The following is a 26,889-nucleotide window of genomic DNA, read 5'->3' on the forward strand; positions in this document are numbered from 1 at the left end:
CATAAATGATAATTGATGAGTGATAAATGATTTTAAATTCAGATTATTTATCACTCTTCTTTTTATCATTCATCATTTATCAACTATCAATTATACAGAATGAAAGTACTTGCAAATGACGGACTCACACAGTCTGGAATAGATGCTCTGAAAGAAAACGGATTTGAGGTAATCACGGATAAAGTGGCTCAGGAAAATCTGATTACTTATATTAATGAAAATAATGTAACGGTTCTTCTTGTAAGAAGTGCAACCAAGGTGACGAAGGAAATGGTGGACAATTGTCCGAGCCTGGAAATCATCGGCAGAGGCGGAGTCGGGATGGATAATATAGAAGTGGCTTACGCAAGAGAAAAAGGAAAACACGTGATCAATACGCCGGCAGCTTCATCGGAATCTGTAGCGGAATTGGTTTTTGCTCATTTGTTCTCCGGTTGTAGATTTCTTCAGGATTCTAACAGAGAAATGCCTGTAAAAGGAAACACAGAGTTTGCAAAACTTAAGAAAAAATACGAAGCCGGAATCGAGCTGAGAGGTAAAACCATCGGAATCGTTGGGATCGGAAGGATTGGACAAGAAGTAGCAAGAATCGCGCTCGGTTTGGGAATGAAAGTGATTGCTTCTGATACAAGAATTGGAAAAGCAAGCGTAAGGGTAGATTTCTACAACAGCCAATATATCAATGTGGAGATCGAAACTGAACCATTGGAGCAATTGATCCAGCATTCAGATTTCATCACGCTTCACGTTCCAGCGCAGAATGGACCAATTATCGGAAAAGCGGAGTTGGATAAAATGAAATCAGGTGCAGCCATTGTAAACTGTGCAAGAGGTGGTGTGATCGATGAAAATGCTTTGATCGAAGCTTTGGATTCAGGAAAATTAGCGTTTGCAGGTCTTGATGTTTTCGAAAATGAACCAACACCTTCTGACAAGATTTTAACTCATCCGAAAATCTCTTTGACACCTCACACAGGTGCAGCAACAGAGGAAGCTCAGGACAGAATAGGAACTGAGCTTGCAAATCAGATTGCCAGTATCCTTTTGGTTAAATAAATTAACTTAAACATAAAAAAATGCCTGTCTTTTTGACGGGCATTTTTTATTTTCACCATTCATATTAAAATTTTACTTTTGTGGCTATGAAAAGAAAAGTACTTCTTATCTACACCGGCGGGACAATCGGGATGGAAAAAGATTATGAAACAGGGAGTCTTGTTCCGTTTGATTTCTCAACGATATTCAAAAGAATTCCGGAAATGAATCTTTTGGAATGTGAGGTTTCCGTCCATCCATTTGCAAAACCTGTAGACTCTTCCGATATGGGTCCACAGGAATGGCGAATGATTGCAGACTGGATCTACAAAAACTACGAAAATTTTGATGGTTTTCTGATTCTCCATGGAACGGATACAATGTCTTATACAGCCTCAGCACTTAGTTTTATGCTGAAGAATCTTGGCAAGCCGGTCATTCTCACAGGCTCTCAGTTACCAATCGGAGATTTGCGTACCGATGCAAAGGAAAATCTGCTGACAAGTCTCTATTACGCCAGTCTTTATGAAAATGAAGAAGCGGTCATAAAAGAAGTGGCTGTCTATTTCGAATATAAATTATTAAGAGGAAACCGAAGTCTAAAATATTCTGCGGAATTCTTCGATGCTTACCAAAGCCCGAATTATCCGATTCTAGGACAATCCGGCGTTCATCTCAATGTCGATAAAAATGTACTTTGGAAACCAAAGGGCGAATTCCGACTGGATGATTACCTGAATGAAAATGTATTGTTCTGCAGGATCTTTCCAGGTATGAAATTCGAGTCTCTTCTGGAACTCAAAACTTCTGAAGCCATCATTTTACAGGTTTTCGGATCCGGAACGATCTTTAATAATGAGAAAACGCAGAAAGTTTTGCAGGAACTGAGAAACCGGGGAATTGAGATTGTTGTCATCAGCCAATGTATTTCAGGCGGAATCAGTTTCGGGAAGTACAACAATAGTAATATCTTCACCAAAATTGGCGCTATCAGCGGAAAAGATATGACGGCAGAATCCGCCATCACAAAAGCGATGCATATTTTAAAAAACCCAAAGTATAACAGAAGCTTCTCAGAACTATTCATTGAAAATATTTGTGGAGAAATCACAGAAGACTTTTAATATTCTTTTGAAGTTTCAGATATTTCATTATATTTGCAACCTCAAATAGAGAGGTGTCCGAGTGGTTGAAGGAGCTAGCCTGGAAAGCTAGTGTGCGGGTAACTGTACCGAGGGTTCGAATCCCTTCCTCTCTGCAAAAACCCCTATAAACTGTCTGTTTATAGGGGTTTTATTTTTAAGGTGCTAGATTAGGTGCTAATTTTTCTAACGTGTTAATGATATTTTGCTGGAATTTAATAGCGCTTCTTTCAGAAATAATATCCTAAACAGTAATACAATGAATTTTATTAAATAAAATCAGAGTGTTTTTAGCATCTTTAATAAGTAAAAAATTTATATACTCAGCAATTCCTCTCTGTACAATATTAATTTCTTTTCTCAAGACTCAAATTTGATTCTGTTATATATCGCAAAAAATCTTGTCCAAAATTTGTTATAGTTAAAGAGTTATCTCCTTCTGTATAATTAACTAATTTATTTGTTGTTAGAAACTTTAAATAATCAATAAAATTATAGTTTTTATATGTTTCAGGATAATATTTCACTGCGTTTTCATAGTAGAGCTTTAAATCCTCAATATTTTCTGTGATTGTATAATTTAATCGTTGTAAAATTCTTATTTGACTTCCAAAAATTATAGAATAAATCCTTTCAAAATTTTTGAGTAAAACTAACAGTTTTGCGTAATCATATAGTTGATTTACTTTATTTTGCAAATCTGTAATTTCTTCTATTTTAGTTTCATTATTAACGATTTGGATTAATTCAGCATTAGTTTCAGCAGAAAATTTGTCGAGGAAAGTAACGAAGTTGCTACTATTAACACTATTATCACTCTTCTCTAATTCATTGATTTGCTCTTTTTGCGAAGATTCTGGGTTAGTTTCTAAAGAAGTTCCTCCATAACTTATTTTTTTTAAATTTGATATCAGAGCTGATAATGGGGATTTTAAAATTAAAAAAATAATTAAAACAATTATAGGCCAAGCTATCGAACTTAAAAATTTAAGAATAATTTCAGTAAAATGGTAAATCATATTGTATCGAAGTTTTTTAATTATCCAACTTATTTTTATATCATCATTCAAAAATAAAGCGCGGCTATCCAAAATTTTGAGAGATGCCCAGTGTAAACATTATTCTATATGTAAATCATTAGATAAGTGTTTTTACTCTATTGTTTGTTTTATTTACTTTTATCTAAAGTACTTTATATAGAAGCTATCAAACAGTTTTAATAAAAGTTTTATAGATGTACTCAGTATTTTAATTGTTTATTTGTTACTTTTCTTAATGCGTATAATTCTTTCTCTTATAAGATCTGGGAATGCTTCTCCGTTTAAGAAACAAATCCTGAAAGTAATTTTTTATCACGTTTCTTAAATGCTTCTTCGCCCCCTTCTAGTTTTAATAAACTTTTTCTGTTTGCTAAATTCTCAATTGTCGTAGAAATAATTTCGGTATATACTTTTTCTTTAGGGATTTCTAAAATATGAATAAGTTCGGCATCCCCATTGACAACGAAGTTGGCATTGTGGGTTGCAAAAACAATTTGTCTTTCATTTTTCTTCTCCTTAATCAAGTCAACAAGATATTCTGCAATTAACCGATTATCTAAATGTGCTTCCGGCTCATCAATCAGTAAAGGTTTTACACCTGTCATAAGTAGCGTAACTACTACAGCTGTACATCTTTGACCAAATGAGCAAGATGTAAGCGGAGATTTGCCATAGAAACCTATAATTTGAACATTCTCCGATACATTATAAATATTCTTTCTGACTAATGATTTGTAGATATAGAAATTATAAGAACTATCGAAGATTTCATAAAACACTTTTACATAAAGTAGGTTTCTATCAAATGATTTTTTCTCGACTTGCTCAAGAAACTGTTCATAGTTTAAATCTAAAAAAGTACCATCAGGTTTTATTTGGTCCAAACACCAAAAAATATTATCCCAAGACATTCCAGATTTATGATAACGTTGGAAATACTCTCTAAAGCTTTGGTGTAATCTGCTTTTGTATTTATCCCAAAAGAAATCATACTTAAAGCTAATTTTCTCTACGTTATCATTTGTAATATCTAAATCTTTATTTATTGCTTCTAAACGTGTAGTAATAATTTGCTCGCATTCTTCAGCAATCTGTTTTAAGTCCGAAGTTTGGTCGCTTAGTTTTTTAATCTGTTCCCCTTTCTGTTGTGTTTTTTTGTCAATCTCTTCAATTTCTTTAGTAATTGTTGCAATATTTGAAGTTGCTCTATCGACATCAGCTATACTATCGGGAGTACTACCTATAGAAGTAAAATAATCTACTATCTGTTGTTTAATAGCTACTAATTCAGCTTGCTTGTCTTCCAGAAGCTTATCGGTATCAGGAAATACTTTCAATGAAGTTATATAACCTTTTTTATCTTCTTCTTTAAATCTTGTGATTTCTTCAATGTTATCAATATGATTTACAACCTCAATCAACCTACGACCATATTCATCTGAAGTGTTTTCCATATCGACAGCTAAGGTTAATTCGACTAAGCCTTCAAAAAATTCGTTGTACCGATTTTTATTATGAACTATCGCCTCAATTTCTGCTGTAATTTCATTTACTTTTTTAGATAAATCTTTATAGTTATCATTTTCAATTGATGCAACTATTTTTTTATCATTTTCTAATGATGTCTTTTTACCAGATAGGTTTGCTTTCAAGGTTTCAAGTTCTGCAATAGCCTTAATCATCTCATCTATCAGCAATAATTTGGTATTGAGTAACCTTTCCTTTTCAATGTAATCATTGCCCACAGCTTTTATCCTCTCGTTAAAGATTAAATCCGTTAGTCTGTTTCCAGAAGATAGTTCTTCAACTTTTCCTTGGCTGATAAATTCTATTTCATTAGTTCCTGTAATGGTTACATAATTTTGGTCGTTGGCTTTAAATGCATCTTTATTATCAACCATTATTTTGTTTTCCTGAAAAAAATCAGACTGTTCGCCTAACTGCTGAGCGATTAGATTTATGATTGTACTTTTACCCGAACCTCTTCCGCCAATTATGCAAGTAAAATAAGGACTGAAGAAAATTTCTCCTTTTAGTTCTGATAAACAAAATAGCTGTTCTGAGTTTGTCTGTAAATTCTTTAGCATAGTGTTTTCCGGGAAACTGAATTTTATGCTATCGATTGTTCTATGAGGTTTTCTTATTACATCGCCACAATCTATTCTGTGTTTTGGTTCAAACAAAATCTGCTTTAAGCCCTCAAATTGAGGTTGGCTTTTTATCCAAGTTGTTTTACTTCCAATATCGCCAATTGAATGAGCATCGCTACATACTAAATTAGGTTTAGGTGGAAGTCCGAGTTGAGCTCTACCATTATCCGTACTCAAAAAGAATTCTGTATCTTCTTTTCGCCCAAACATAACGTGAGATAATTCATCTAATTTTTTTGCTAATTCAAGACTTCGGGGTTTGCTATTTGGATGAAAACCTCCATAGCCATTAGGAACGCCAATAATCAAATAATCCGAAGGATTAAAATCGCTTTTTAATTGAGCTATCAAACTATCAACAGAAATGGTAACCTTGTCAAAACCAATAGAATTTATACTTTCATAACTACAATATACCGCTGTGGCAGAAGCAATATTGTTTAATCTTATTCTTGCTAGTGTGTCGTTAATAGCTTTAATTGAGATATTGTCCGGATTGAATAAGACGTGGATATTTATATATTCGCCACCACCATTAATATCATTGGTTCTAAACTCAATATTAGGAATAACGTAAACATCGTTACCTAATTCTGCTACAACTTCATTGTACTCGTTTTCCTGAATAATGAAGTAATTTGTAAGACCTATTACTTTTATGTCTTTATCCTTAATTGTTTGACAGAACAAGTCAATACCACAATTGTATCTATTGTTCATATTTGTATAAGGACTATGAATATGCAAATCCCACTTATTCCAAAAAGAACCTATATTATTACTCATCTTTATTTCTAAAATTAGTCCTCTAACTTTTGCACTTTTATGAAAATTAAATTGTTTGGTTTGCAAACAATATCAAAAAGTGACAATGAGAAGGTTATTCAAATGCTAAGATAATAAATCAAAATCACTAAGGATTGTTTTTTCTTTTACCATATGAACTAATTATAAGTATAATAAAGGAAGAAAACGTTTGTTTCGATTGGCATATTCCGTGCATAGTATTTTGTTTGTTTATTAGAGACAATGAATAAACTTTTCTTGCTAAAATAGAAGTCTAAATTATCTTATTTCTAAACAAATGTCATAAAGTGAGATATAGATTCTAAGTTCATTTTATATCGATATAATATTTTTGTCAAATAATCACACAATAAATAACTATAAAATCTAATTTACTTTAGGTTTAATCAGTTCTAAAGTTTAATAAATCTTTAGGAGTTATGTTTAAGCCTTTCGCTAAGTCTATTAATGTTGTAAATGCGAAATTTCTTTTCCCATTTTCTATGTCGCTTACAGTACCTTTAGTAATTTTGTTGCTATTCAATACAACATCATCTTGCGTTAGTCCAGATTTCATTCTTAAATCTTTAACGTGTTCTCCAAATTTCTTTAAAATTTCATCTTTTAAAATGTCCATTTTTAGCACTTTATACAAAGTGCGGAATTTTTCTCACATATTTTGTTACAAGAACTTGTAACAATCTAAAAAATTCTTATATTTGGATAGAATTACTTATTAAAGTAATTTTGCGATAGTTCAAAGAAATAAAGAAGCTATTGCTTAGATTCTCGCATTAGAAAACTGGTAATTTTATGTGTACGAGAAGATAAGTAAATGTGCCCACGACTTCGGCGTGGGCTCACTTATCGTACACGGGTATACCAGTGCCTCTAATGCTGTAAGTTGAGTTCCACGCCTTTCTTTTGGGTTAAATGTAGTGAGTAAGTATTTCCAAATGATGTAGAGAATTCATCTTATTAATCGAAGCAGTTCTTCAAGCAATAATCAGCTCAAATACACTGCTTATGAAGATAAAAAACTCACAACTCCGAAAGCTGACTGATTTTCAGCTATACGAACTGTTGAAAAAAGGTAATCCAGCCTCATTAGAACATATTCATTTAAGGTACAAAAGACTTCTTTTCTGGATCGGAAAACAAATGCTTGATGATGATTTTGTCGTGGAAACACTTGTGCAGGATACATTTCTAAAATTATGGCTACATCGTGATTCCATCGAAACTCCAAATCATATTCTAGGATTTCTGCGATTTGTTTTAAAAAGAGACTGTATATCTTATTATACTGCTCCGAAAAATAAACTCGCTCGCCTAACAGCTTCCCTTGAAAGTTTTGAGAATTATCAGGATTATCTTGTCGGATACGATCCTCTGCAAGACAAAGAAAATCTTGTTCAGCAGGAGTCCGATCAAAAAGATTTTGATGAAGTCAATAAGGTCTTAAACGTAATAAACCCAAAAAGAAAGCATCTGATTGAGCTATGCCTTCAATATGGCTTTACATACAAACCTATTGCAGAAGCAATGGGGAGCAGTATCAAAGATATAAGCAATGAGGTAAATAGAGCAATAGATGATCTAAGGAAAATCTTGAAGAGAGACCCTAAGGAAGAGCTATCTGTAAAATCTCAGAAAAACGATGTTCAGCAAGATGAACTCAGCAGTCAACAAATTGAAATTATGAGCAGAAGATGTGAGAAGAAATCCTCATTTGCAGTCATTGCACGAGAACTCAAACTTTCTGAAAAAGAAGTCCATAAGGAGTTTCTTTATGCCTATCAATATTTACAGAACCGAAACAATTCTGAAATAACAACTTAATATGGAAAAATCCACAATAACACTGACCCGAAAAATTCAATTGCTGATTGATGTTCCGTCTGATCAAAAAAATGAAATATGGGAAAAACTCTATCGATATCAGAACCGATGTTTCCGAGCGGCAAACTTAATCTCATCCCATCTGTATGTTCAGGAAATGATTAAAGATTTCTTTTATCTTACAGAAGAAATACAATATAAGTTAGCTGATGAAAAAAAAGATCAGATGGGAATGTTTGACCGTTCGAAAACAAATAGCACAGCAAGAATGGTCTTTGACCGATTCAAAGGTGAAATCCCAACAGATATTCTAGGAAGCCTTAACAATACAATTCAATCAACTTTCACTAAAAACAAAGCCGATTATTGGCAAGGAACAAAATCATTGAGAAATTATAAAAGGGACATTCCAATCCCGCTTCCGGTTAAATGCATCAGCAAAATGAGATATGACGAAGAAACGAAAGCCTTTTGTTTCAATATGTTTGCTATACCTGTTAAAACATATTTAGGAAAAGACTACACTGATAAGCGAGTGATTATGGAACGCCTGCTAAAAAAAGAGATCAAGCTTTGCAACTCACAGATCCAATTAAAAGACAGGAAGATATTCTGGCTTGCAGTTTTTGAATTTGAAAAGGAAGAACATCTTTTAAAACCCGAAATTATTGCGGAAGCATCCTTATCTCTGGAACATCCAATAGTTGCAAAAGCCAACAATGTGCGAATCAATATTGGCTCAAAAGAAGAATTTTTGTATCGCAGACTTGCAATTCAGGCACGTCAAAAAAGAATTCAAGATGGTGTAGCCTATGCCCGTTCAGGAAATGGAGCTAAACGCAGACAGAAGGCATTGTATAAAACAGAGAATGTGGAAAGCAGATATGTAAGTCATCGCCTTCACCTATATAGCCGAAAACTGATCGATTTCTGTATCAAGCAACAGGCAGGCACACTTGTTCTAAAAAATCAGGAGGACAAAATTGGGATTGCGAAAGAACAGGAATTTGTGCTTCGTAATTGGAGTTATTACGAGTTGCAAACCAAAATAAAATACAAGGCTGAAAAGGCCGGAATTGAATTGATTATTGGATAGAAAAAATACGAGGGTGCTTGTACACCCGTAGGGTGAGGTCTTGATATACTCACTAAGTACTATCAGTAGTACATACAACGGCGTGGGTTCTTTTTTTCCTCAGAAATAGCGTGAGCTCTTAATTATAAAAATTATCTACGAGCTTAACGAATACTTGTAGATAATTTTTATTTTCTGAGATTATCTAAAATTTAGGGTGAAGCGCAATTTTAAAATAATCATAAATTTTCAGCCTTTTTTGTCTTCCACCATTGTCTAAGTTCTATTATTTTAGGTTCTCCGATGTTTATTAATCCTTTTCCAGAATCTAATTTTTTGATTTCCGTTTCAAGTTTATATTTACTGCTTGGTGTTCCTACGAAATTACTGATTGCCTTATAATCTTTGTTTTGAATATTCAAGCAAATTGGCAACTTAACTTGTGAGGCAAAATCAAAATCTTTTGTTTTGTAATCTTCAACACCTTGTGACAACATAACCACAATTACTCCTTTTGATCTTAAAAGTCTTAAAATTTCTACTAACGCTTTTCTTGCATTTTTATTTCCCAGATAAATATGTGCTTCATCAACAACAATTACATACCTCAAAGGCATAATTATTTCATTAATCGGTTCACAATCGTTTGTGCTTGAAAAATATGTATAAAAGTATTTAAGTAAAAGAAAAACCACTAATTGTCTTAAAGTATCCGATAAGGAAGGTGGTAAATTCAAATATAGACTTTTGCTTAAAATCTCTGGATTGTTTGGGTCACAATTAAAAATATTAGTTGATAAATCTCTTATAACAGAATATAAAGTATCTTGTCTTATTCCGTTTTCTTCGTAATAGCTTTCTAAGTCTTCAAATAATTCAGCTATTGTTGGATAGGAACCATTTTTTCTATCAAGCAAATCATTGATTAAACTTATCAGAATATTTTCTTGACTAACTCCCATTCTTGGAACGAATGTAGAAATAGTATCTACAAATGCTCGAATACTAAAAGGTCTTTGTCTTTCTTCTAAATTTATGGATAAGAAAGGATTAAAATCAACACCCCCATCATTGACTACATCGACAAATTCAGCTTTTGTTGCTTCTAAAAATGGTTTTAGTTGTTCCGGATTCCCTTCTCCTTTGTAATCAAAAAATATAAACTTCAATTCATTGTTTGAATTTTTAGAAATTTGATAAAGAATATCTTTTATTAGTTGGGTTTTCCCCGAACCTGCCATTCCTGCAACTGCAATATTTCTATTGTCAAATTCTCGAAGATCATTGATTTTAATTACAATTAGCTCATCATTTTCTGATTTCCCAATTTCAAATGATAACAATTCTTGAAACTCTTTAACTTCTGATTTTTTAGTATTAGTAGAAATTTGAGTGGTATTTGACCTTAAAGTCAATCCCTTTTTTATTTGTTTTAATAGAACATCTATATGATTCCCTTTCGTGATGTCTCCATTTTCTACACTTTCATTCCATATCTTTAAACCGTGATTAAGATGAAGTTTAAAAAGTTTTACAAACTCATCTTCGAAAGTGCTGTTGTTATAATGTTGATCCAATATTGATTTGTAAATAACAACATTTGACGCATCATTTATGAGGGTTCCAAAAAGAGCTTTATCGTCCCTAAATTCCTTTCCATCAGATTTCGGAATATTTTCATTTTCTAAATCAAAATATTTGCCTGTTTGCAAGCTTAATGCAAAGGCAATACGTGGAGCAATTCCCTCGTTTTTGAAACCATATAAACTTTTTAGATTATACAGAACTTCATCGTTTTCTTTACTTAATATTATTCTCATAATTGTGGAAATAGCCGTTTTTTAAATTGGTATTTGCTCCATCGTTTACCAAAAGATATGACTTCGCAATATTTTCTGAAATATCTCTAAATCGTTTAGGTGTAATCTCGCTATTGGTTGAAAAAAGTACCACTTGTTCTGATAGAGCAGGATAGTATTTTTTAGTTATATTATCTCTGTGTTCTTCATCAAGTCTTCCTAATGGTGTATCAATGAAAATTGGTAAACTTTGAATGGATTCATTTAGGATAGCTTTAATTAAACACGAAATGTAAATTTGCTTTTCTCCTGATGATAAACTTTCTTTTCTGATTTCGTTATCGTCTTGGTCAAGTAAAGTAATTTTCATTCCTTGTCCGGAAGCCAATATAGTAACTTTGACATCTTCAATAAATTTGCTCTCGTTTTCTTCATTTGAAAGTTTATGCATCAATAATCTCAATTCGAAAAGAATTGTTTTTTCTAAACCGTCTTTATGTCTATTCTTTTGTTCTTCTAAAAAAGTATTGAGTGTATCAATATATTTTTCAGTTTGTTTGATTTTCAATTTGTTTTGAGCGTTAATTTCAACTCTACTTCTGAGTGTTACAAGTTCTTGATTAAATCGGGTTATATCTTTCTTTATTTTATTTATTTGTTGAGTATTTTCACCGATTTTTCTATTATACTCAGTGGTTTTGTTTTCGGCAGTTTCTTTTTTAGCCAAATAATCTAAAACTATATCATCAACTAGATCTGCATCTACTTGACTAAGGATTTTCATAAATTCAGATTTTCTTGAATTAATTACATTAAAGTCCTCAATAGTGCTTTGAAATAAGTCGCTCGATTGAGAATGGACAAGATTGATTGCGTCAGAAATTAAATTCTTTTCAGCGTTATTCAGATCGTGTTCAAATTCCAATTCTTGATAATCACTTTCTATATTATATAACTCACTTCCTAAACGTTTTGCCTTTTCGTAATAAAAACTTTTGTCCTTGAAAGACAATGTTGAATTTTCAGGATCAGGAGGTCTATTGAAAAGCAATTCAATGAAGTTTTCTATTTTTTCAGAATTCTCTAGTGATGAATTTTGAGAAATTTCGTTTACCTCTTGAATAGAAATATGCTGTCTTACTTCTTCAAGTTTTCCAGCCAAAATTGTCAAAGGAATAATCTCGCTTAATTCAGTGAATCGTTCGCTGAGTTCTATTTCTTTTGTCTTTAGCTTCTCAATTTCAAAGACTATTGTTTCTCTGTCAAAATTAGAAGTGCCTTGTTTGCTATTTTGTGAAATTAGATTGTCGAACTTTCTAATTTCTTTTTTTAACCCATCTATTTCTTTGAGTGTTTCAGCGTTTTCTTCTTCAAATTTTTCGATTTCCAAATTTGATAAATCAATAGCTTTTTCTTTATCAATTATTTGCTCTTGAAGATTTCTTGTTGCGCCTTCCTTTTTTAAAGTATTGATATAAAAATCAAAATCATCAACTAGTGTTTCGTAATTGTCTAATCCTAATATTTTTCCTAGAGCATCATTTATAAAACTTCCTTCCTCTTTTATTGATAGATTGGCTATTTCAGCAATTTTCTCCGCATCAAAAAACACAAACTTTGCCGCATCTATCGGAATAATATAATCATTAATGAAATTAAACTTGTCGTCCTCATTATCAAATATTTCTATGTTTGATATTGGGTCAACAATGGACAGTTTTTCTGCTGTTGTTGATGTATTTCTTGACCGAATTATCAATACTTTATCTGCATTTAATGACAGTTTAGAGATTTCGGGTAATTCGATTTCTTCAACCAAAATACTAACTGAAAAAGTATCAATTCCCTCTTTTTGTGCAGACCAGTTTATTGATTGTTGCATAAAGGAAGAATAGTTTTTCTCTTTCTGAATTTCCTTTTTGAAATTATCATCTATTTGAGAAATTTTTTCTCCATACAAACACCAAACAATTGATAGTAAAAAGTTAGTTTTACCATACCCGTTTTTGCCACCAATTAATACAATATTCTTGTCCTCATTAGTAGATAAATCAAAATCAACAGTTTGATAATACTGTCTGAAATTATTGATTTTTACATTGGAAAATTTCATTTTATAGATTTTTCGATTACATCAACAATTTTTTGCTGATGGTAGTTAATACGTTTTATTTTTTTTGCTTTTACAGAATCCAACAAAGATTCTAAAGATTTGTAATCAACTCCTTTGCTGGAACAAATCTCCCTTAGTCTTTCATTTTGGAATATTTTGTTATCTTTTATTTTCATTATTGTTTTATTATTTCATTAATTAATTTCTTTTGATTTTGAGATAATTTTTTAGAGTGCTTTTGATTATTTAGCCATCTAAATAATGTCTTTTCTTCTGGATCAGAACTATTGTAGTAAGGTAGGGAGTTATTTATTTTGATAAAGTTAATCAAATCATTATAACGTTCTTTCCACGTTTTTTTTACAATATCAGCTGAATCTTTTAAAACATCAAAATTATCGGAATAGCTTTTTGAAACTAGCCCAACATAAGAATTTTTAAAAAAACTAAAAGTTTCAGATTCATCTATTCGAAGGTTATAGTAGATGCTTTTTTCATTGGAGTTTGGTCTGTATTTCAATACATATTCTGTGATTTCTGAAATATGTTTTGGATTATCTGATTGCTCAAGAAATTCAACTGTGATACTTCTTATAGTCCCACCTTTAAAATCATCTAACTCTTTTTCCCATTTTTTCAAGCCAAAAACACTTTCTCTTCCAACTGGTACAAACCCGTCTTTTCTTCTCATTGAAATACGAACTTTATGCTCATCTGTTATGTAATTGGGGTGTAGTTCATTTATCTTTTGGGTAATTTCTTCAACTTTAGATGGTTTTCCTAGTTTTTCAAGTGCTTCAAAAGAGTATTCAAATGCTTGTTTAATAGTATTCTTTTTGAAAACGATATTATCATCTAAATCAAGATATAGAGCAAATTCATCAATAAGTATTTTTTCAGCTATTGGAAAAGCCAAATCAAAAATTTCTATGTCAAGACTATTGATAAATCTTGACATATAACTTTTGACATTGAATGAATAAGTTTCCTCGATTCTTTCATTAAGCCTTTTATTAATATCATCAGCAAATGATATAAAATCAACTCTTGCCAAGTCTTTCTTTACAATTAAAAAATTTTTCCAATTATGTCGATTTCGGCTGTTCGAATATTTCGGCAATAATATATCTTCAATATTCCCAACCATACAAAAATTGTCACTTAAGTAAACAGCAAGAATATATGAGATAAATTCAGTTGAAAAATTTGTTGTACTTTTAGTATTAATATTATTCGTTAAGTTTTTATCAATATCTATAATATTTCTTGAAATATCTAAGCCATAATTTTGAAACAAATCATCGTTGAAATTTTTGATAAATGATAGTTTTTCAAATAATATATCTAAACAATCTTTTCTTATTTGTCTTACACGTTCTCTACTTAAGTTATGTAAATTTGCGATTTCTTCAACTGAAAATTCTTTTACATATTTTACACCTTCTTCCACAATGGTATTGTTGATGATTTCATAATCTGAACGTTTATAAATTTTTAAAGCCTTCTGAATAATTGAATTATGGGTTTCATTAAAAAAGGCACTACCATTCAATAGAAAGTCAGTTAACTGAAAAATAGATTCAGATTGTAAAATTTCAGATGGAATCTTAGAAATGGAAAAAGTCCGCTGAATTAAAAAATTATTTTTTAAAGTAATTAGTTGTTTTTCATCACTAGTTTCGTGTACATCAAATATAAAATCTTTTATAATAGAAATATAAATCTCTAACTCTGGAATAGATTTTTTTCCAATATTATCAATTGTAGCGACAATAAATTTTTTGTTTAATAAAATTTTTTCAGCAAAGTTTCTGACACTGAAATTTCCATCTAAAAATTGTGAAATAGCATTTTTACTTCTTACAGAAAGGCTACTCGTATTTACCAAAATAAAGCTATTAATTACCTCTCTTTGTATTCTTGTTAAGTTTTTAAATATCTCGTCTATTTGGAGCTTTTTACTGTTTGCATCTTCAATAGAGTAGCCACTTGCAAGAAACTTTTCACAAACTTCAATTAATTGTATATTAGATTTGCGTCCACAATTACGAAGCTTCTCAAATGATTTATTATTATTATAATACTCTAATAATGCATCTAATGAGTTGATATTATTATACATACAAAGATTATAAGAGCGAACACTTATATCTGTATTCTTATAAATCTCATCTATTGTCATTTAGGGTATTATTAGTTAAAGTTTTAAGCAGTTAAATTAAGGATTTCTTTCCTAATAAAAATATGGTTTTCCTCATCTGTGTTTGTTTAAAAATTCATAGTGCTTCTTGTTGTCATATCATTTGATGTTCCTGAACATATTAATTCGCAGATACAAGTTCAGGAATAGTTGTTACTTATTATTTTTATTCGCAACAAATCCAGCTCTAAATTTCAGAAAATCTTCCGCTTCTTGAGGATTATTCTTGATCCATAATTGCATTATTTGAGTGTTTTCTCTCAAAATCGTTATCTTATTTTCATCGTAGATTTTTTTTCCTTTATCAGCAATTTCATTTAAAATATCTTGGCGTAGTTCACTTTTAGCTTTGATACTTTCTTTGTACCAATTGGTTGAGAAATTAATGGAGGCGATCAGTATTAAAACCGCAAACACAAAAACTCCAATTCCGCTCCAAATAAATTTCTTCTTCCATTTTATATCCTTTCCAAAACCCTTCAAATCATCTTTAGTTTCTTGTGAAAGAACTGTCTCTACTTGAGTAGGAATACTGGCAAGAAATTCAGTTCTCTTGGCTTCCTCTAGTTTTGAAAATCTAACTGCATCATCATAGATCGAATGCATCTCTAGTAAACTCATTTGTACATCGTTCAGCAGATTCGTATGGTCTTCGATATCAGACTGAAGTTTAGTGTTTTGTTCAATATTTTCCATATTCGATTTGATCACATTTTCTAATAGTTCCATTCCATTACTTTTAGATTCTTTATTTTCATTTTCCATATTTATTTTTTTTATTATTAATTATCTTCTAAATTTTCGCTTCTCCTTCCAGAGTTCATCTTCGTCCTGAGAGACATAGGTTGGTTTAAGGAAGTCACCTAGTAATCCACCTGCAATTTCTATTAGGCTTTCATTTGTTTCTGATTTTAGATAATTACTTGGATCATTTATAACACTATTTTGATTCAATGATTTTACAGCATCACCAAGATCAGAATCTATTGCCGAAAGAGAGAACCCAACATTTTTCCGAAAAAAGAATCCGTTTTTATCTTGAGTACTATCAATCTTATTTATCCATATATTTTGAATTTCATTTTTTTGACCGGCCTTAAATTCTCCGTTATATTGAATCTTTACAGAAAATCCTTTTTGTTGTAGACTTTCCCCAAATTCCTTTAAATTACCAGAGTGCTTCTGCGATTCCCTGACCTCTTTTTTCACTTCAAATACAGATTTTATTTCAGAGATTTTCAATCGGTTTGAAATTTCAGACAATTTGTAACCCGATTTATAAATTCTTTCTGTTTGATTATTTTTGTCTTTTTCCATCACAATCCGCATTCCCGAAATCCCATCCTTGACATTTGAAGACAATTGAATTTCAAAACCTCTATTCTTCATTGCTACAATCAGATCATCAAAATTTTCTTCTGACCTAATAACTTCGATTAAGCTTTTCAGCATTTTTTCTTTTTTCTGAATTCCAATTTCAACATCGGTCAATAATCCTTTTTCTTTACAGACTTCTCGAACGGCTTCACCAAATCTCTTTCCGATATCGTGTGCTTTCACAGTGCACTTTCCCGAAATATCAATCCTGTTTACGACAAAATGAATATGCTTATGTTTTGTACTGTTGTGAATATCCAATCGGTACTGATTTTTGTTTGTCACACCTACTTCTGCAAGAGCTTCCGTTGCAATTTGTTTAAATTCTTCATCTTTCAGTTTTCTGCCAATTTCATCTGGTTGAGAAATGTAACCTGTCAATGCCCATTTCTTTACTTTGGGATTTCGGTCGGCTACTGTTTTCATTTCTAAATACTGACCTTCTGCTGTGTCACTCAATAGATAATTCGAATCCACCATCTCCGCTGTTCCTTTGTCGTTTCCATTATATTCCAAAGCGATTTTTGATATCGCTCTTGTAGTTGCGGAATTATTCATTTTTCTGAGTTTTAGAATATAAATATTGATGAATAAATTCGATGAGATTTTCAATTCTCGATAAAATTTCTTTCTTGTTTTCAAAAGCATTCCATTCCCGATTTCGTAAAAGATTGGTGATTTTTTTGAAATGATTACCATATTGGAGTAAGACTTCATCTGTTTGAAATTCATTGATCTTCAATTCTTTTTCAAACAAAATATTCCGGATATAAGTTGATAATTTCAGCGGATATTTTTCTTGTTTTTGAAGTAAAATTTCATATTCATAATTGGTCATTCTAATCGAAATCACCTTATCTAGTTTTTTATTTTGCTTGGTTTTCAAACCACCTTTCCGACCTAGTTCCTGAAAATGTTTTTTTCTTTTTTCCTGAGCAATCTTTTCTGCTTTTTCTTTGGCAGCTTGCTGTACAAATTCCTGTAAAAAGTCTTTTTCCATTGTGTTTTATTTAAGTGTATTTCAAAACATTTCTGACGATAGGAAGAAATCAAAAATCCCAATTTTGCAATCGGCGGTCACGCTAATTGTAAACTTTGGGTACTTTTTGCACTAACTACCCACCGTATTGTACCTATGCTTATTTTACCAAGGTTATTCTTTTACTACCTTTATCTATTTTACTCAGGTATTTCAAAGACAACCTTGTGTTATTTCACTCACCTTCTTCTAAGCTTTACCTGTCTTTCATTTGATGGATTTTTATGAATCAACCAATCATTCAGGTCTTTAAAATCTGAATACATAACCCGACAATCTTCTGCGTTTTTATTTTCACTTTTAATAATTTCAACTGCACGATTTCCAGCTTCATCATTGTCAAAATAAAGTTCAATATTCTCGTAATCTTTGAGTGAATTTTTAATATTAGAAATCATCGAAACTGAATTCAAAATGATGTAATCGGAAGGTCTTTTTTTAAAAAATATTTCTACATTTTTAAAGGAAAGAAAATCGAAAAAGCCTTCGAAAATTCGAAGTGAATTTGAGTCGCTTTCTATACTAGTGATGTCTTTTTTACCTAGGCAAATCTTAGAATATTTATTACGAATTTCATAACCGCCTGAATCGTTCTTGAAACCAATTCCGAAGTAGTTTTTATCATTCATCTGATAATGAATCTCTTTTAAAAATTCGATTTCGTTATCTACTTTTCTTTCATTCAAATATTCCAGAAGTGCAGGATGCTGAACGTTCTTAATTTCAATGATCTCATAATTTGCAGAGAGATTTTCTACTTTCCGATCTGAGATATTTTGCTGTTGAAAAGAAGATAAATTCTGCTTCTCTGCCCAAATCAAAACTTCATTGACCGAAGCATTCAGGTATTTCTTCATAAAGTCGGTATTGGTTCCACCGATTCCTTCTGAAAACAGATACCAATAGTTTAGGCTTTTATTGATTTTAAAAGAGGCTTGGGATTCGCTGGCAAAGGGGTTGAGATACCAAGCTTCTTTTTCATTTTGTTTCGTTGGAAGGTGTCCGAGAGAAAGGAGGACTTCTTCCAACGATATGCTGTTGAATTGTTTGCAGTTCATTTTTGTAATTTTAAATGTTTTTTTAGCAGTAAATAGTAGGTGTCCTATCAGTTCAGGCGACGAGTTTAGTTTTGACTTATTATTGATGAATTGATGAGAAAGCCTTATAAGAAACTAATTGATAATATCTTACACTCTCATCAAAGTCTCATCATCTCATCAAAGTGGAAATATTATTTTCATCATCCTCTCATCAAAAATCAAGGCTGAAAAGTTTGATGAGGCTTTTGATGAGATGTAACTAATTGATTTTATTTTCATTATCAATTAATTCATCATTTCATCAAATTTTTGAAGAATAAAATTCCTTTCTATTGTAAAATACCGTCCTGTTTTGTTCTGTTGAAAAAAACTTAAACCATAATCTAGGTCGTATTTGATATAGGACAAAGAATTACTTTGAGGTTCAAGTTTCCAGTTTTCTTTCAGTATTTTCCGGACATCATTAACTGTCCAATATTGCTTGCTAAACATCTTACCAAGCATATTGAAAATATCCTGAGGAATACAATTGAGCTTGCTGTCTTCTGTACTTTCAAAAAACTCATATAAAAGCTCGATGATTTTCGATTCAAGTTTGTTATTATTTTTCCAAACCAGTTTCTGAAGAGCTTTTGTTCTGATCTGTGATTCTGTAAACCACATCCTTGTCTCCTTACGACTGTGGAAGGGTCTTTGAATTAAGTATCGAAGAAAATACGGGATCTCTTTGTTGAGATTTTTTAAAAATTCAGTGTTTTCGCTTTTAATTGATTTTACTTTGATAATCCAAAATCTGATCTCATTCTCATCGATCTGAATAAAGTTATCTTCATTATTGGAACAGAGAATAAATTTGCCAAAGAATTCGACTTCTTCACGGTCTTTTCCCTTTGCCTCCTTTTTGTCTTTGTCCGTCGTCGAAAGATATTTTAAGCGTTCCGTTATCTCTTTTTTGTCAAAGAAAACTTCGTCGATAGCCACTATCAACATCGAAGTCCAATCTGAATTAAATTGACTGCTGAATGAATCTCCTTTGATGTATGTCATATTTAATCCAAAGATGGATTTAAGCCATTTGATGAAAGTTGATTTTCCAGTAGCTCTTTCTTTACTTACCAAGCAAAGAATTGGAAGTATCTGCGTTGGATATTCAAGCAATATTTTTATGTAATCTAAACCTAACTCCAATTGCTCTCCGAAAATATGTTCCATAAATTTTAGTGAGAATGGAATTTTGTTTTCTAAGGCTTCAAAACTTGTATATTCATTGATTGGTTGATAAGGAATCTCATTGTACATATTGTAGAATCCGTCTATGATCTGCTTATAGTCAAGATGAGAAGGAATACAGCAGAAACCATCATACTTTGAAACTTTTGAAACATAAATTTTTCCGTGGTCGCTAATAATAGTTTCACGGTTCCAACGTACTAAAATTGATATCTTGTCTCCTGAGATCAATGGTTTTTCGATTGTCTTATAATAGGTTATGCCTACTCTTAGATATGGGATTTTTTCGCTCATATTTTAAAGGTTTGATTCCGAACAGGAAATACGGAAGGGTGAATTGGAATATTTGATAAATAAAATCTCTATCTATCTTCTATACTTAAGCGATTTAACTTCGTTTAAAGCATCCATCAGATCAAAATGATTGACCCTGTAGAATCTTCCGATTTGTTCCGCTTTGATGTTACCTTTTAAAATGTGTGAGCGTACGGTTTGATAATCGAGCTTAAGAATTTCTGAACACTCTTTGATAGAGTATAGTTTCTTTTTCAACTCAATTTCAGGTTCTTTTTTGAGAGAATAGAGTAAGTCTTTTACTTCCCCTAATTCGTCGAGAATGGTTTGGAATGGGTTTGTTGTCTGCATAATCTGTGATATTTATTTGCAGACAAAATTGTAAGATTGGAATAACTAATGATGCAATTCTACTCAATTGCGTATAGTTTAATACTTGATATCAAACAGCTTAGATAATTCTTTGTAGATACTTTCCTCAAAATCACTAGGTTTTACTGTTATTGCTCTTGAAAATGTTCCTTTATCAAAATTTGTATTATACTCATTTTCCATAGCCTCGATTATTGTAGTGTCTTGAAAATCTGGATTGATTATGTGATTGTCTTTTAGAAAACGGTGAATTCTTATAAATGAAGATTTCTGATCTACCAGCAGGTTGTGATTTTCATCGATGAATTTTTTTTCTTTTAAAAAAGTGTGGAAAATTTTTGAACTGTTATCACCAACCATAATATCTGATAAAGCAATTTTTCTATTTGTTTTGTGTTTTAGGGCGAAATATAAAAAAAGAGTAGTTTCTGCACCATTTAAAAAATTGCCCTGCAACTTCATCAAATTACTTGAACTTAACAGGCTATTCGATTCTTTTTTATATTGATCCAAACAGTATAGAATCTTTTCTTCAAAATTGTGATTTCTTGATTGATCAATATCTTTGAAATGAAAACTGAAGAAATTATCTAACTTCTCATATCTAATCAAAAATTCATTTCTCAACTTTTCATCGAGAACAATTTTAGAGGATTTTTGTTGTGCTTTTTCGATTGTACTTCGCAGACGGTCGTGAATTTTTGGCTTTCTAATCCATAAATATATCATCATTGGATAGCCTGCAAATTCTTCCCAAAAATTCCAACGTCCATAAAGTTTTTTTTGATCCATATTGTAAAGTAATAATTATTTGAAAACTTCATTCATATAGTTGATTTTATCATCTTCACTTGGTCTGTAATAAGCATTAAAGACCTCCAAGCTAGTATGACCAGTATAACTCATAATTACTTTATCCGGAACTCGTTTGTTCTTCATTATAGTGATAAAACTTCTCCTTGCAGTATGTGAGGAAATTCTTGTCCAAAACTCAGCTTTTTGGTCTACCAGTTCATCACCATACTTCATAGTCTTCTTTATTTCATCAGTAAATTCCAGCTTTTTAAAAACCTCCTTAATATACTCATTCATCTTTTGATTTGTAATAGTAGGTAGATTATAATCATACTTTTCGAGTATTGATTTAGAAATACTGTTTAAAGGAATTGCTAAGTTTTTAGATTTACTTTTTAAATCAATAACTCGGATAAAATTACCGTCAATATCACTTCTTGAAATTGTGCTGTAATTGCCGAACCTCATCCCTGTCGTACATCCAAAAACAAAAAGGTCACGTACTCTTTCCAACCTTTTATTGTCACTGAAGTCATAATTATAGATAAGCTCGACTTGTTCGTAATTTAAAGCTACTTCATCTGTACGAAATTTAGGAGGTTTTTTGAAGCTTATAAAATCGTTATTATAGCTGTACTTTTTGTTTAATGCCCAATAAAGGAATGTCTTCAACAAGCCAACATCACGATGAATGGTATTAGCAGAATGGTCTTTTATCTCAATACAATATTTAAGGAATTTGTTATAAGTTTTTTCGTTAAAGCTCCCTAAAGTGATTTTTATTTTAGAGTAGTTTTGGAATTCGAGAAGTAAGTTTTTATTATGTTCATATCTTGTCTTGGTTGATTTTGATATGCCTTTTCCAGTATAATCATTAGCTTTCTCATCAATAAATTGCTCATAAAGTCTAAAAAAATCTTCTTTCACCTTAATTTTTTTGAATTCTTCATCAAATCTTTGCCTTAGAATATCAGTAGTTAGATGTTCACCGATATTTTTGTAACGATTTACGATTTCAGTGAAATAACCAACGTATCTATCTAATTGTTTTTTTATACCTCTCTGGATTTCAGCTCGTTTAGTCCTACCATTAATGTCATTTGGTTGCCTGTGTTCAAAATCCCATTCAGAGGGTTTAATCTTTTCACCAGTAGAGTAGACGAAATTCTTATTCTCATTGCTAAAAAATGATCGGAAATAGATCAAAGTTTCCTTTTCACTATTAGGATCCTTAAGTTTAAAAGTCGAATTCATTAGGTGCCAGTTTAGGTGCTAGTTCTTTTATATTTAGACATAAAATCTAAATATATTAATTTATACAAATATATGTAAAATATTGAAATATAGCAGCTTTATATAAAATAGGCTATGTTAAACAAAATAAGGTTCATTTCCCTTCCTCTCTGCAAAACAAAAGCGGCTTATTTTTAAAATAAGCCGCTTTTTTATATTAAAAAATGCAATAATTAGTAAAGAACAGCCAGACTCTCAGCCGAGAAATCTGATATTGCTTCGAAGTTTCCTTCTTTTACTTTTTTTACCCATTCGTGGTCACTTAATAATGCTCTTCCAACGGCTACAAGGTCAAAATCCTGACGGTCCAATCTTTTTAGTAATTCTGAAAGATCACTTTTCTCAGAACCTTGCCCTGCAAATGCACTCATAAAATCTCCTTTCAGTCCAACAGAACCAACTGTGATTGTCGGTTGTCCTGTGATTTTCTTTGCCCAGCCTGCAAAATTAAGATCGGAACCTTCAAATTCAGGTTCCCAGAATCTACGCTGTGAGCAGTGGAAAATATCCACACCAGCTTCTTTCATCAGTAGAAGCCATTCTTCCATTTCAGCTGGAGTAGCAGCCAATCGGCTTTTGTAATCCTGCTGTTTCCATTGCGAAAGTCGGATGATGATCGTAAAGTCTGGTCCGACTGCCGCTCTCATCGCTTTGATGATGTCAACGGCAAATTTGCTTCTTTCCTTCAATGTTTTACCGCCGTATTCATCAGTTCTCGTATTGGTTACTTCCCAGAAAAACTGATCGATAAGATAACCGTGAGCACCATGAATTTCCAAAACATCAAATCCAAGATCTTTAGCAGATTTGGCAGAGGCTGCAAATTGCGCAATGGTATCCTGAATGTCTTCCAGAGTCATCGTAGATGCTTTTTCCATCTCAATGATTGGGTAATCCGGAGAACTTCTCGTGTCACCAACGTGCCAGATTTGAGGTCCCATTTTTCCACCATTTTTGTGCACAGAATCGATGACGTTTTTCCATCCGTTCAGTGCTTCGGTTCCATAAAAATCTGGGATGTTCTGGATGTTTTTAGAAGCCGGCCTGTTGATCACAGTTCCTTCAGAAAGAATCAATCCTACTTCCGAAGCAGCTCTTCTTGCATAGTAGTCTGCTATTTGCTGCGTTGGAACGCCATTGTCAGATTGTGCCCTCGTCATTGGTGCCATGACGATTCTATTTTTTAGTTGTAAGTTTTTGTATGTAAACGGTGTAAATAATGCGTCTAGACTCATTGTTAATTTTGTTGTTTAATTAATTGTTACACAAAGTAACTAATAATAGTTCGTATTTGTGCATTTTACCAGAAGAAACTAGTAACTTTGCGGTAACTAATGAAAATAACTAAATCTAAAATAGATGAGACAACAAAAAATACTTGGATGCAGCTGCCCTTTGGGAAAAGCCATGTCTGCTTTGGGAAGCAAATGGAAACCGATTATTGTAATGGTAATCAATAACAGAACACTTCGTTTTGGAGAGATTGCAGCCCGCATTTCTGTGATTTCCAGAAAGGTATTGACGGATCAATTAAGGGAAATGGAAGCCGACAATTTGTTGTCCAGACAAGAGTTCAAAGAAATTCCGCCTAGGGTAGAGTATTGCCTTACAGAAAAGGGTTTGGCGCTTTTACCAATTCTTAATTTGCTGGAAGAATGGGAAGCCGAATTTGATCATAAGGCGGAAAATGCACCGTTAGAGATACTTTAAATTAATATAACTCATTACCAGCTGATCAAGCCGTTTTCCAGCGCCTTGTTGTAGACTTCTGCATCAAAGGAATAGAGATCCGGAGCTTTGTGAGCACCGCCTTTTCTCTGTTCATCTAGTTTTTTCAGAATTCCCAGATTTTTAATCTTTCTATAAAAATTTCCTCTGTTGAGCTTTTTTCCAAGGATTGCTTCATATAGTTTTTGAAGTTCCGACAACGTAAATTTTTCCGGCAGCAAGTTGATGCCAATAGGTTTAATGGATATTTTTTCCCTCAGTGTCAGCAATGCTTTTTCCACTATTTCTTTATGATCCATTCCCATTTCTATATCAGGAAGTTGGCTGAGGTAGATCCACTCGCAACTCTCACTATACACATCCGCAGTCAGATCAATTTTTGAAGGATTGTATAGCGCGTAATACCCTATGGTGATGAATCTCTGTTTGTGGAACAAGGTCTCATCAAAGTCTTCAAAATAAGCCTCGCTTCTGTTCTTTTTTCCAAATACACCAAACTCCTCAAGATAAGAAACGGCATTCACGCCAGCTCTTTCTTTCAGGATTCGGACAACTGCATCATCCAGATCTTCATCTTTTTTCACATATCCTCCCGGCAAAAACCATAGCTTTTTATAGTTCATCTTCAGCAGGAGAACTTTCAATTCGTTTTGGTCAAATCCAAAGATGACAGGATCTGCAGAAAGATGAGGCAGGAAAATCTCTTTGGCCTCGTTGGATCGGTTTACAATTAGTTTTTTATAATCCATTACTCATTATCTGGTCTCGATGTTACAAAAATATCAATAAGTCAATAATATCAAATTTAGAGAACTCAAATTTCTTTCCAAAAAAATAATAATTCAAATTTCAATTTTATTGATGATGACAAAAATATGATAAGTAAGGATAATTTATTGTCCCGGGATCAGATTTTATCAACAAAAGAGGTTATCTTTAGGCTCTTTTTTAAATTAAACAATATGATAAATAATGAAGTTGGGTCCAAAAGGAATTACACTATCCCACTGATCACGATTACCCTTTTGTTCTTTATGTGGGGATTCATCACATGTATGAATGACATTCTCATCCCTTACCTCAAAGAGCTTTTCAGCCTTACATTTTTCCAGTCGATGCTGGTGCAGTTCTGTTTCTTTGGTGCTTATTTTATAGGCTCTTTGATTTACTTTTTAATTTCCACCACGCAAGGCGACCCGATCGATAAAGTAGGTTACAAAAAAGGAATTCTTTTCGGGATTTTCCTGGCGGCTTTTGGTTGTGTGTTGTTTTATCCTGCTGCGAGTTTGTCTTCTTATCCTTTGTTCTTAGGCGCTTTGTTTATTTTGGGACTTGGATTTACTGTCTTACAAATTACTGCCAATGCTTATGTTTCACTGTTGGGCCCGGAAGATTCAGCATCCAGCCGACTGAATATGACGCAGGCTTTCAACGCATTCGGGACAACCATTGCACCGGTTTTGGGCGGACATCTTATCTTCGAATTGTTTTCTGAGGCGGACGGCTCTTTCTCTGCAGCAGCCACTAAAATTCCTTACTTAATTTTTGCCGGAATCCTGTTATTAGTTGCTTTATTAATTTCAAGAGTGAAGCTTCCTGACTTTCAGGTGAAAGGCGAAGAGATCGTAAAAGGTTACGGCGCATTGCAATACAACCACCTGAAGTTCGGCGTTTTCGCTATGTTCTGCTATGTGGGTGGGGAAGTAGCGGTTGGAAGTTTCATCATCAGTTTCCTCGAGCAGCCACAGGTCATGAACCTTTCCGAATCTGTGAGCAAAAACTACCTGTCGCTTTATTGGGGCGGTGCGATGATTGGGCGTTTCTTAGGTGCAATTTCCTTGAATCATTCTATCAGCCAGGGCAAAAAAGCCATCTATATGTTGGGTGCGGCGATTGCTGTTTTCCTGGTGATCTTCAGTATTGTGGATCTGACGTTTGCACAGATCAGTTTCTTCCTGGTTTTCATTGCACTGAATTTCATTGCATTCTTCATCGGGAAATCTGCTCCGGCAAGAACACTTTCTATCTTTGCAGGGATCAACGTTGTGTTACTAATCTCAGCGATGCTGAACCATGGCGAACTGGCAATGTACAGCATTTTGGGAATCGGGATTTTCAACTCGATTATGTTCTCTAATATCTATACGTTAGCGATTTCCGGCTTAGGAAAATACACAAGCCAAGGTTCTTCTTTGGTCGTCATGGCCATCTTGGGAGGTGCAATCGTTCCGATTTTCCAGGGCTTCCTGGCAGATCAGTTTGGCGTGCAGCATTCCTTTGTGATTCCTGTGTTCTGCTACTTGGCCATCCTGATCTTCGGAGCATATTGCACCAAATATCTGGGTCACGTGAAACAGGATGTAAATGCAAAATCCGGACATTAAGATCTTTGAACTTTAAAATATAAAACCTGCTGAAATAGCAGGTTTTTTTGTGTGAATAATTCTATCATTTATGGTTTTCCGTATTTTTCTATTCTGGGCTTATTTTATTTTTGATGAATATTAAATGATTAAAATTAAACCCATGAAAAAATTAT

23 protein-coding genes and 1 tRNA gene are annotated in these 26,889 nt (G+C 32.6%); 7 read left to right on the forward strand and 17 right to left on the reverse strand.

Going from position 1 to position 26,889, the window contains the following annotated elements:
- Positions 1–99: 99 nt before the first annotated feature.
- The 3 genes from OPU68_RS02580 (at position 100) to OPU68_RS02590 (ending at position 2,293) form a co-directional block, all read left to right on the forward strand.
- The gene (locus tag OPU68_RS02580; RefSeq protein WP_498472410.1) at positions 100–1,056 is read left to right on the forward strand and encodes a D-2-hydroxyacid dehydrogenase; all 957 of its coding nucleotides are present in this window, start codon (positions 100–102) and stop codon (positions 1,054–1,056) included.
- An 86-nt stretch (positions 1,057–1,142) separates the two neighbouring features.
- Positions 1,143–2,159, forward strand: a complete 1,017-nt coding sequence (locus OPU68_RS02585; protein ID WP_498472411.1) for an asparaginase — start codon at positions 1,143–1,145, stop codon at positions 2,157–2,159.
- Positions 2,160–2,206: 47 nt separating this feature from the next.
- Positions 2,207–2,293 (forward strand) — tRNA-Ser (locus OPU68_RS02590).
- Between the two features lie 231 nt (positions 2,294–2,524).
- Here OPU68_RS02590 and OPU68_RS02595 read toward each other — a convergent pair.
- The 3 genes from OPU68_RS02595 to OPU68_RS02605 form a co-directional block, all read right to left on the reverse strand.
- The gene (locus OPU68_RS02595; protein ID WP_498472413.1) at positions 2,525–3,196 is read right to left on the reverse strand and encodes a hypothetical protein; all 672 of its coding nucleotides are present in this window, start codon (positions 3,194–3,196) and stop codon (positions 2,525–2,527) included.
- A 302-nt stretch (positions 3,197–3,498) separates the two neighbouring features.
- Complete coding sequence (locus tag OPU68_RS02600) at positions 3,499–6,219, reverse strand: TrlF family AAA-like ATPase (protein ID WP_498472414.1); 2,721 nt, start codon at positions 6,217–6,219, stop codon at positions 3,499–3,501.
- A gap of 337 nt (positions 6,220–6,556) precedes the next feature.
- Positions 6,557–6,790: a helix-turn-helix domain-containing protein gene (locus tag OPU68_RS02605; RefSeq protein ID WP_498472416.1), complete on the reverse strand. Its 234-nt coding sequence runs from the start codon at positions 6,788–6,790 to the stop codon at positions 6,557–6,559.
- A 389-nt stretch (positions 6,791–7,179) separates the two neighbouring features.
- Between OPU68_RS02605 and OPU68_RS02610 the strand changes: the two genes are divergently transcribed.
- Both OPU68_RS02610 and OPU68_RS02615 read left to right on the forward strand, forming a co-directional pair.
- Positions 7,180–7,995, forward strand: coding sequence for an RNA polymerase sigma factor (locus OPU68_RS02610; RefSeq protein ID WP_498472418.1), 816 nt, complete (start codon positions 7,180–7,182; stop codon positions 7,993–7,995).
- A gap of 1 nt (position 7,996) precedes the next feature.
- The gene (locus tag OPU68_RS02615; RefSeq protein WP_498472419.1) at positions 7,997–9,091 is read left to right on the forward strand and encodes a nuclease/transposase family protein; all 1,095 of its coding nucleotides are present in this window, start codon (positions 7,997–7,999) and stop codon (positions 9,089–9,091) included.
- Positions 9,092–9,309: 218 nt separating this feature from the next.
- On the opposite strand, the gene OPU68_RS02620 is transcribed toward OPU68_RS02615, so the two are convergent.
- The 13 genes from OPU68_RS02620 to OPU68_RS02680 form a co-directional block, all read right to left on the reverse strand.
- Positions 9,310–10,890: a DndE family protein gene (locus OPU68_RS02620; RefSeq protein ID WP_498472420.1), complete on the reverse strand. Its 1,581-nt coding sequence runs from the start codon at positions 10,888–10,890 to the stop codon at positions 9,310–9,312.
- Positions 10,871–12,982 carry a DNA sulfur modification protein DndD gene (dndD, locus tag OPU68_RS02625; protein WP_498472421.1) on the reverse strand — a complete coding sequence of 704 codons (2,112 nt, stop codon included), beginning with the start codon at positions 12,980–12,982 and terminating at the stop codon, positions 10,871–10,873. The genes OPU68_RS02620 and dndD overlap by 20 nt, the downstream gene beginning before the upstream one ends.
- Positions 12,979–13,158 carry a DNA modification system-associated small protein gene (locus tag OPU68_RS02630; RefSeq protein WP_498472422.1) on the reverse strand — a complete coding sequence of 60 codons (180 nt, stop codon included), beginning with the start codon at positions 13,156–13,158 and terminating at the stop codon, positions 12,979–12,981. The genes dndD and OPU68_RS02630 overlap by 4 nt, the downstream gene beginning before the upstream one ends.
- Complete coding sequence (locus OPU68_RS02635; protein WP_498472423.1) at positions 13,158–15,164, reverse strand: sigma factor-like helix-turn-helix DNA-binding protein; 2,007 nt, start codon at positions 15,162–15,164, stop codon at positions 13,158–13,160. Before OPU68_RS02635 ends, OPU68_RS02630 begins: the two co-directional genes overlap by 1 nt.
- Before the next feature lie 171 nt (positions 15,165–15,335).
- Positions 15,336–15,947: a hypothetical protein gene (locus OPU68_RS02640; RefSeq protein WP_498472424.1), complete on the reverse strand. Its 612-nt coding sequence runs from the start codon at positions 15,945–15,947 to the stop codon at positions 15,336–15,338.
- 21 nt (positions 15,948–15,968) lie between these two features.
- Positions 15,969–17,117, reverse strand: coding sequence for a relaxase/mobilization nuclease domain-containing protein (locus OPU68_RS02645; protein WP_498472425.1), 1,149 nt, complete (start codon positions 17,115–17,117; stop codon positions 15,969–15,971).
- Positions 17,110–17,559, reverse strand: coding sequence for a plasmid mobilization protein (locus OPU68_RS02650; RefSeq protein WP_498472426.1), 450 nt, complete (start codon positions 17,557–17,559; stop codon positions 17,110–17,112). Before OPU68_RS02650 ends, OPU68_RS02645 begins: the two co-directional genes overlap by 8 nt.
- A 218-nt stretch (positions 17,560–17,777) precedes the next feature.
- A complete protein-coding gene (locus OPU68_RS02655; protein ID WP_498472427.1) occupies positions 17,778–18,656 on the reverse strand; it encodes a DUF8464 domain-containing protein in 879 nt (292 codons plus the stop codon).
- Between the two features lie 267 nt (positions 18,657–18,923).
- Positions 18,924–20,162: a primase-helicase family protein gene (locus OPU68_RS02660; protein ID WP_498472428.1), complete on the reverse strand. Its 1,239-nt coding sequence runs from the start codon at positions 20,160–20,162 to the stop codon at positions 18,924–18,926.
- 72 nt (positions 20,163–20,234) lie between these two features.
- Positions 20,235–20,513, reverse strand: a complete 279-nt coding sequence (locus OPU68_RS02665; protein ID WP_002976362.1) for a helix-turn-helix domain-containing protein — start codon at positions 20,511–20,513, stop codon at positions 20,235–20,237.
- A gap of 78 nt (positions 20,514–20,591) precedes the next feature.
- On the reverse strand, positions 20,592–21,326 hold the full coding sequence (locus OPU68_RS02670) for a hypothetical protein (protein WP_498472429.1): 735 nt from the start codon (positions 21,324–21,326) through the stop codon (positions 20,592–20,594).
- Between the two features lie 15 nt (positions 21,327–21,341).
- Complete coding sequence (locus OPU68_RS02675) at positions 21,342–22,583, reverse strand: tyrosine-type recombinase/integrase (protein WP_498472430.1); 1,242 nt, start codon at positions 22,581–22,583, stop codon at positions 21,342–21,344.
- A 212-nt stretch (positions 22,584–22,795) separates the two neighbouring features.
- Complete coding sequence (locus OPU68_RS02680; protein ID WP_498472431.1) at positions 22,796–23,857, reverse strand: NADH:flavin oxidoreductase; 1,062 nt, start codon at positions 23,855–23,857, stop codon at positions 22,796–22,798.
- Between the two features lie 124 nt (positions 23,858–23,981).
- Between OPU68_RS02680 and OPU68_RS02685 the strand changes: the two genes are divergently transcribed.
- Complete coding sequence (locus OPU68_RS02685; RefSeq protein WP_498472433.1) at positions 23,982–24,332, forward strand: winged helix-turn-helix transcriptional regulator; 351 nt, start codon at positions 23,982–23,984, stop codon at positions 24,330–24,332.
- 14 nt (positions 24,333–24,346) lie between these two features.
- Here the strand turns inward: OPU68_RS02685 and OPU68_RS02690 are convergent, their stop codons facing one another.
- Positions 24,347–25,099, reverse strand: a complete 753-nt coding sequence (locus OPU68_RS02690) for an NUDIX hydrolase (protein ID WP_498472434.1) — start codon at positions 25,097–25,099, stop codon at positions 24,347–24,349.
- 213 nt (positions 25,100–25,312) lie between these two features.
- On the opposite strand from OPU68_RS02690, the gene OPU68_RS02695 reads away from it, so the two are divergent.
- Entirely contained in the window at positions 25,313–26,734 is a 1,422-nt protein-coding gene (locus tag OPU68_RS02695) for a sugar MFS transporter (protein ID WP_498472435.1), read from the forward strand.
- Positions 26,735–26,889 lie beyond the last annotated feature (155 nt).

The sequence above is a fragment of the Chryseobacterium sp. TB1-D10 genome (genome assembly GCF_059803555.1).

Bases quoted from the DNA above. Each gene is read 5' to 3' on its own strand.
- OPU68_RS02580 (WP_498472410.1), top strand. From the start codon at position 100: ATGAAAGTACTTGCAAATGACGGACTCACACAGTCTGGAATAGATGCT.
- OPU68_RS02585 (WP_498472411.1), top strand. From the start codon at position 1,143: ATGAAAAGAAAAGTACTTCTTATCTACACCGGCGGGACAATCGGGATG.
- OPU68_RS02595 (WP_498472413.1), bottom strand. From the start codon at position 3,196: ATGATTTACCATTTTACTGAAATTATTCTTAAATTTTTAAGTTCGATA.
- OPU68_RS02605 (WP_498472416.1), bottom strand. From the start codon at position 6,790: ATGGACATTTTAAAAGATGAAATTTTAAAGAAATTTGGAGAACACGTT.
- OPU68_RS02610 (WP_498472418.1), top strand. From the start codon at position 7,180: ATGAAGATAAAAAACTCACAACTCCGAAAGCTGACTGATTTTCAGCTA.
- OPU68_RS02615 (WP_498472419.1), top strand. From the start codon at position 7,997: ATGGAAAAATCCACAATAACACTGACCCGAAAAATTCAATTGCTGATT.
- OPU68_RS02620 (WP_498472420.1), bottom strand. From the start codon at position 10,890: ATGAGAATAATATTAAGTAAAGAAAACGATGAAGTTCTGTATAATCTA.
- dndD (WP_498472421.1), bottom strand. From the start codon at position 12,982: ATGAAATTTTCCAATGTAAAAATCAATAATTTCAGACAGTATTATCAA.
- OPU68_RS02630 (WP_498472422.1), bottom strand. From the start codon at position 13,158: ATGAAAATAAAAGATAACAAAATATTCCAAAATGAAAGACTAAGGGAG.
- OPU68_RS02635 (WP_498472423.1), bottom strand. From the start codon at position 15,164: ATGACAATAGATGAGATTTATAAGAATACAGATATAAGTGTTCGCTCT.
- OPU68_RS02640 (WP_498472424.1), bottom strand. From the start codon at position 15,947: ATGGAAAATGAAAATAAAGAATCTAAAAGTAATGGAATGGAACTATTA.
- OPU68_RS02645 (WP_498472425.1), bottom strand. From the start codon at position 17,117: ATGAATAATTCCGCAACTACAAGAGCGATATCAAAAATCGCTTTGGAA.
- OPU68_RS02650 (WP_498472426.1), bottom strand. From the start codon at position 17,559: ATGGAAAAAGACTTTTTACAGGAATTTGTACAGCAAGCTGCCAAAGAA.
- OPU68_RS02655 (WP_498472427.1), bottom strand. From the start codon at position 18,656: ATGAACTGCAAACAATTCAACAGCATATCGTTGGAAGAAGTCCTCCTT.
- OPU68_RS02660 (WP_498472428.1), bottom strand. From the start codon at position 20,162: ATGAGCGAAAAAATCCCATATCTAAGAGTAGGCATAACCTATTATAAG.
- OPU68_RS02665 (WP_002976362.1), bottom strand. From the start codon at position 20,513: ATGCAGACAACAAACCCATTCCAAACCATTCTCGACGAATTAGGGGAA.
- OPU68_RS02670 (WP_498472429.1), bottom strand. From the start codon at position 21,326: ATGGATCAAAAAAAACTTTATGGACGTTGGAATTTTTGGGAAGAATTT.
- OPU68_RS02675 (WP_498472430.1), bottom strand. From the start codon at position 22,583: ATGAATTCGACTTTTAAACTTAAGGATCCTAATAGTGAAAAGGAAACT.
- OPU68_RS02680 (WP_498472431.1), bottom strand. From the start codon at position 23,857: ATGAGTCTAGACGCATTATTTACACCGTTTACATACAAAAACTTACAA.
- OPU68_RS02685 (WP_498472433.1), top strand. From the start codon at position 23,982: ATGAGACAACAAAAAATACTTGGATGCAGCTGCCCTTTGGGAAAAGCC.
- OPU68_RS02690 (WP_498472434.1), bottom strand. From the start codon at position 25,099: ATGGATTATAAAAAACTAATTGTAAACCGATCCAACGAGGCCAAAGAG.
- OPU68_RS02695 (WP_498472435.1), top strand. From the start codon at position 25,313: ATGATAAATAATGAAGTTGGGTCCAAAAGGAATTACACTATCCCACTG.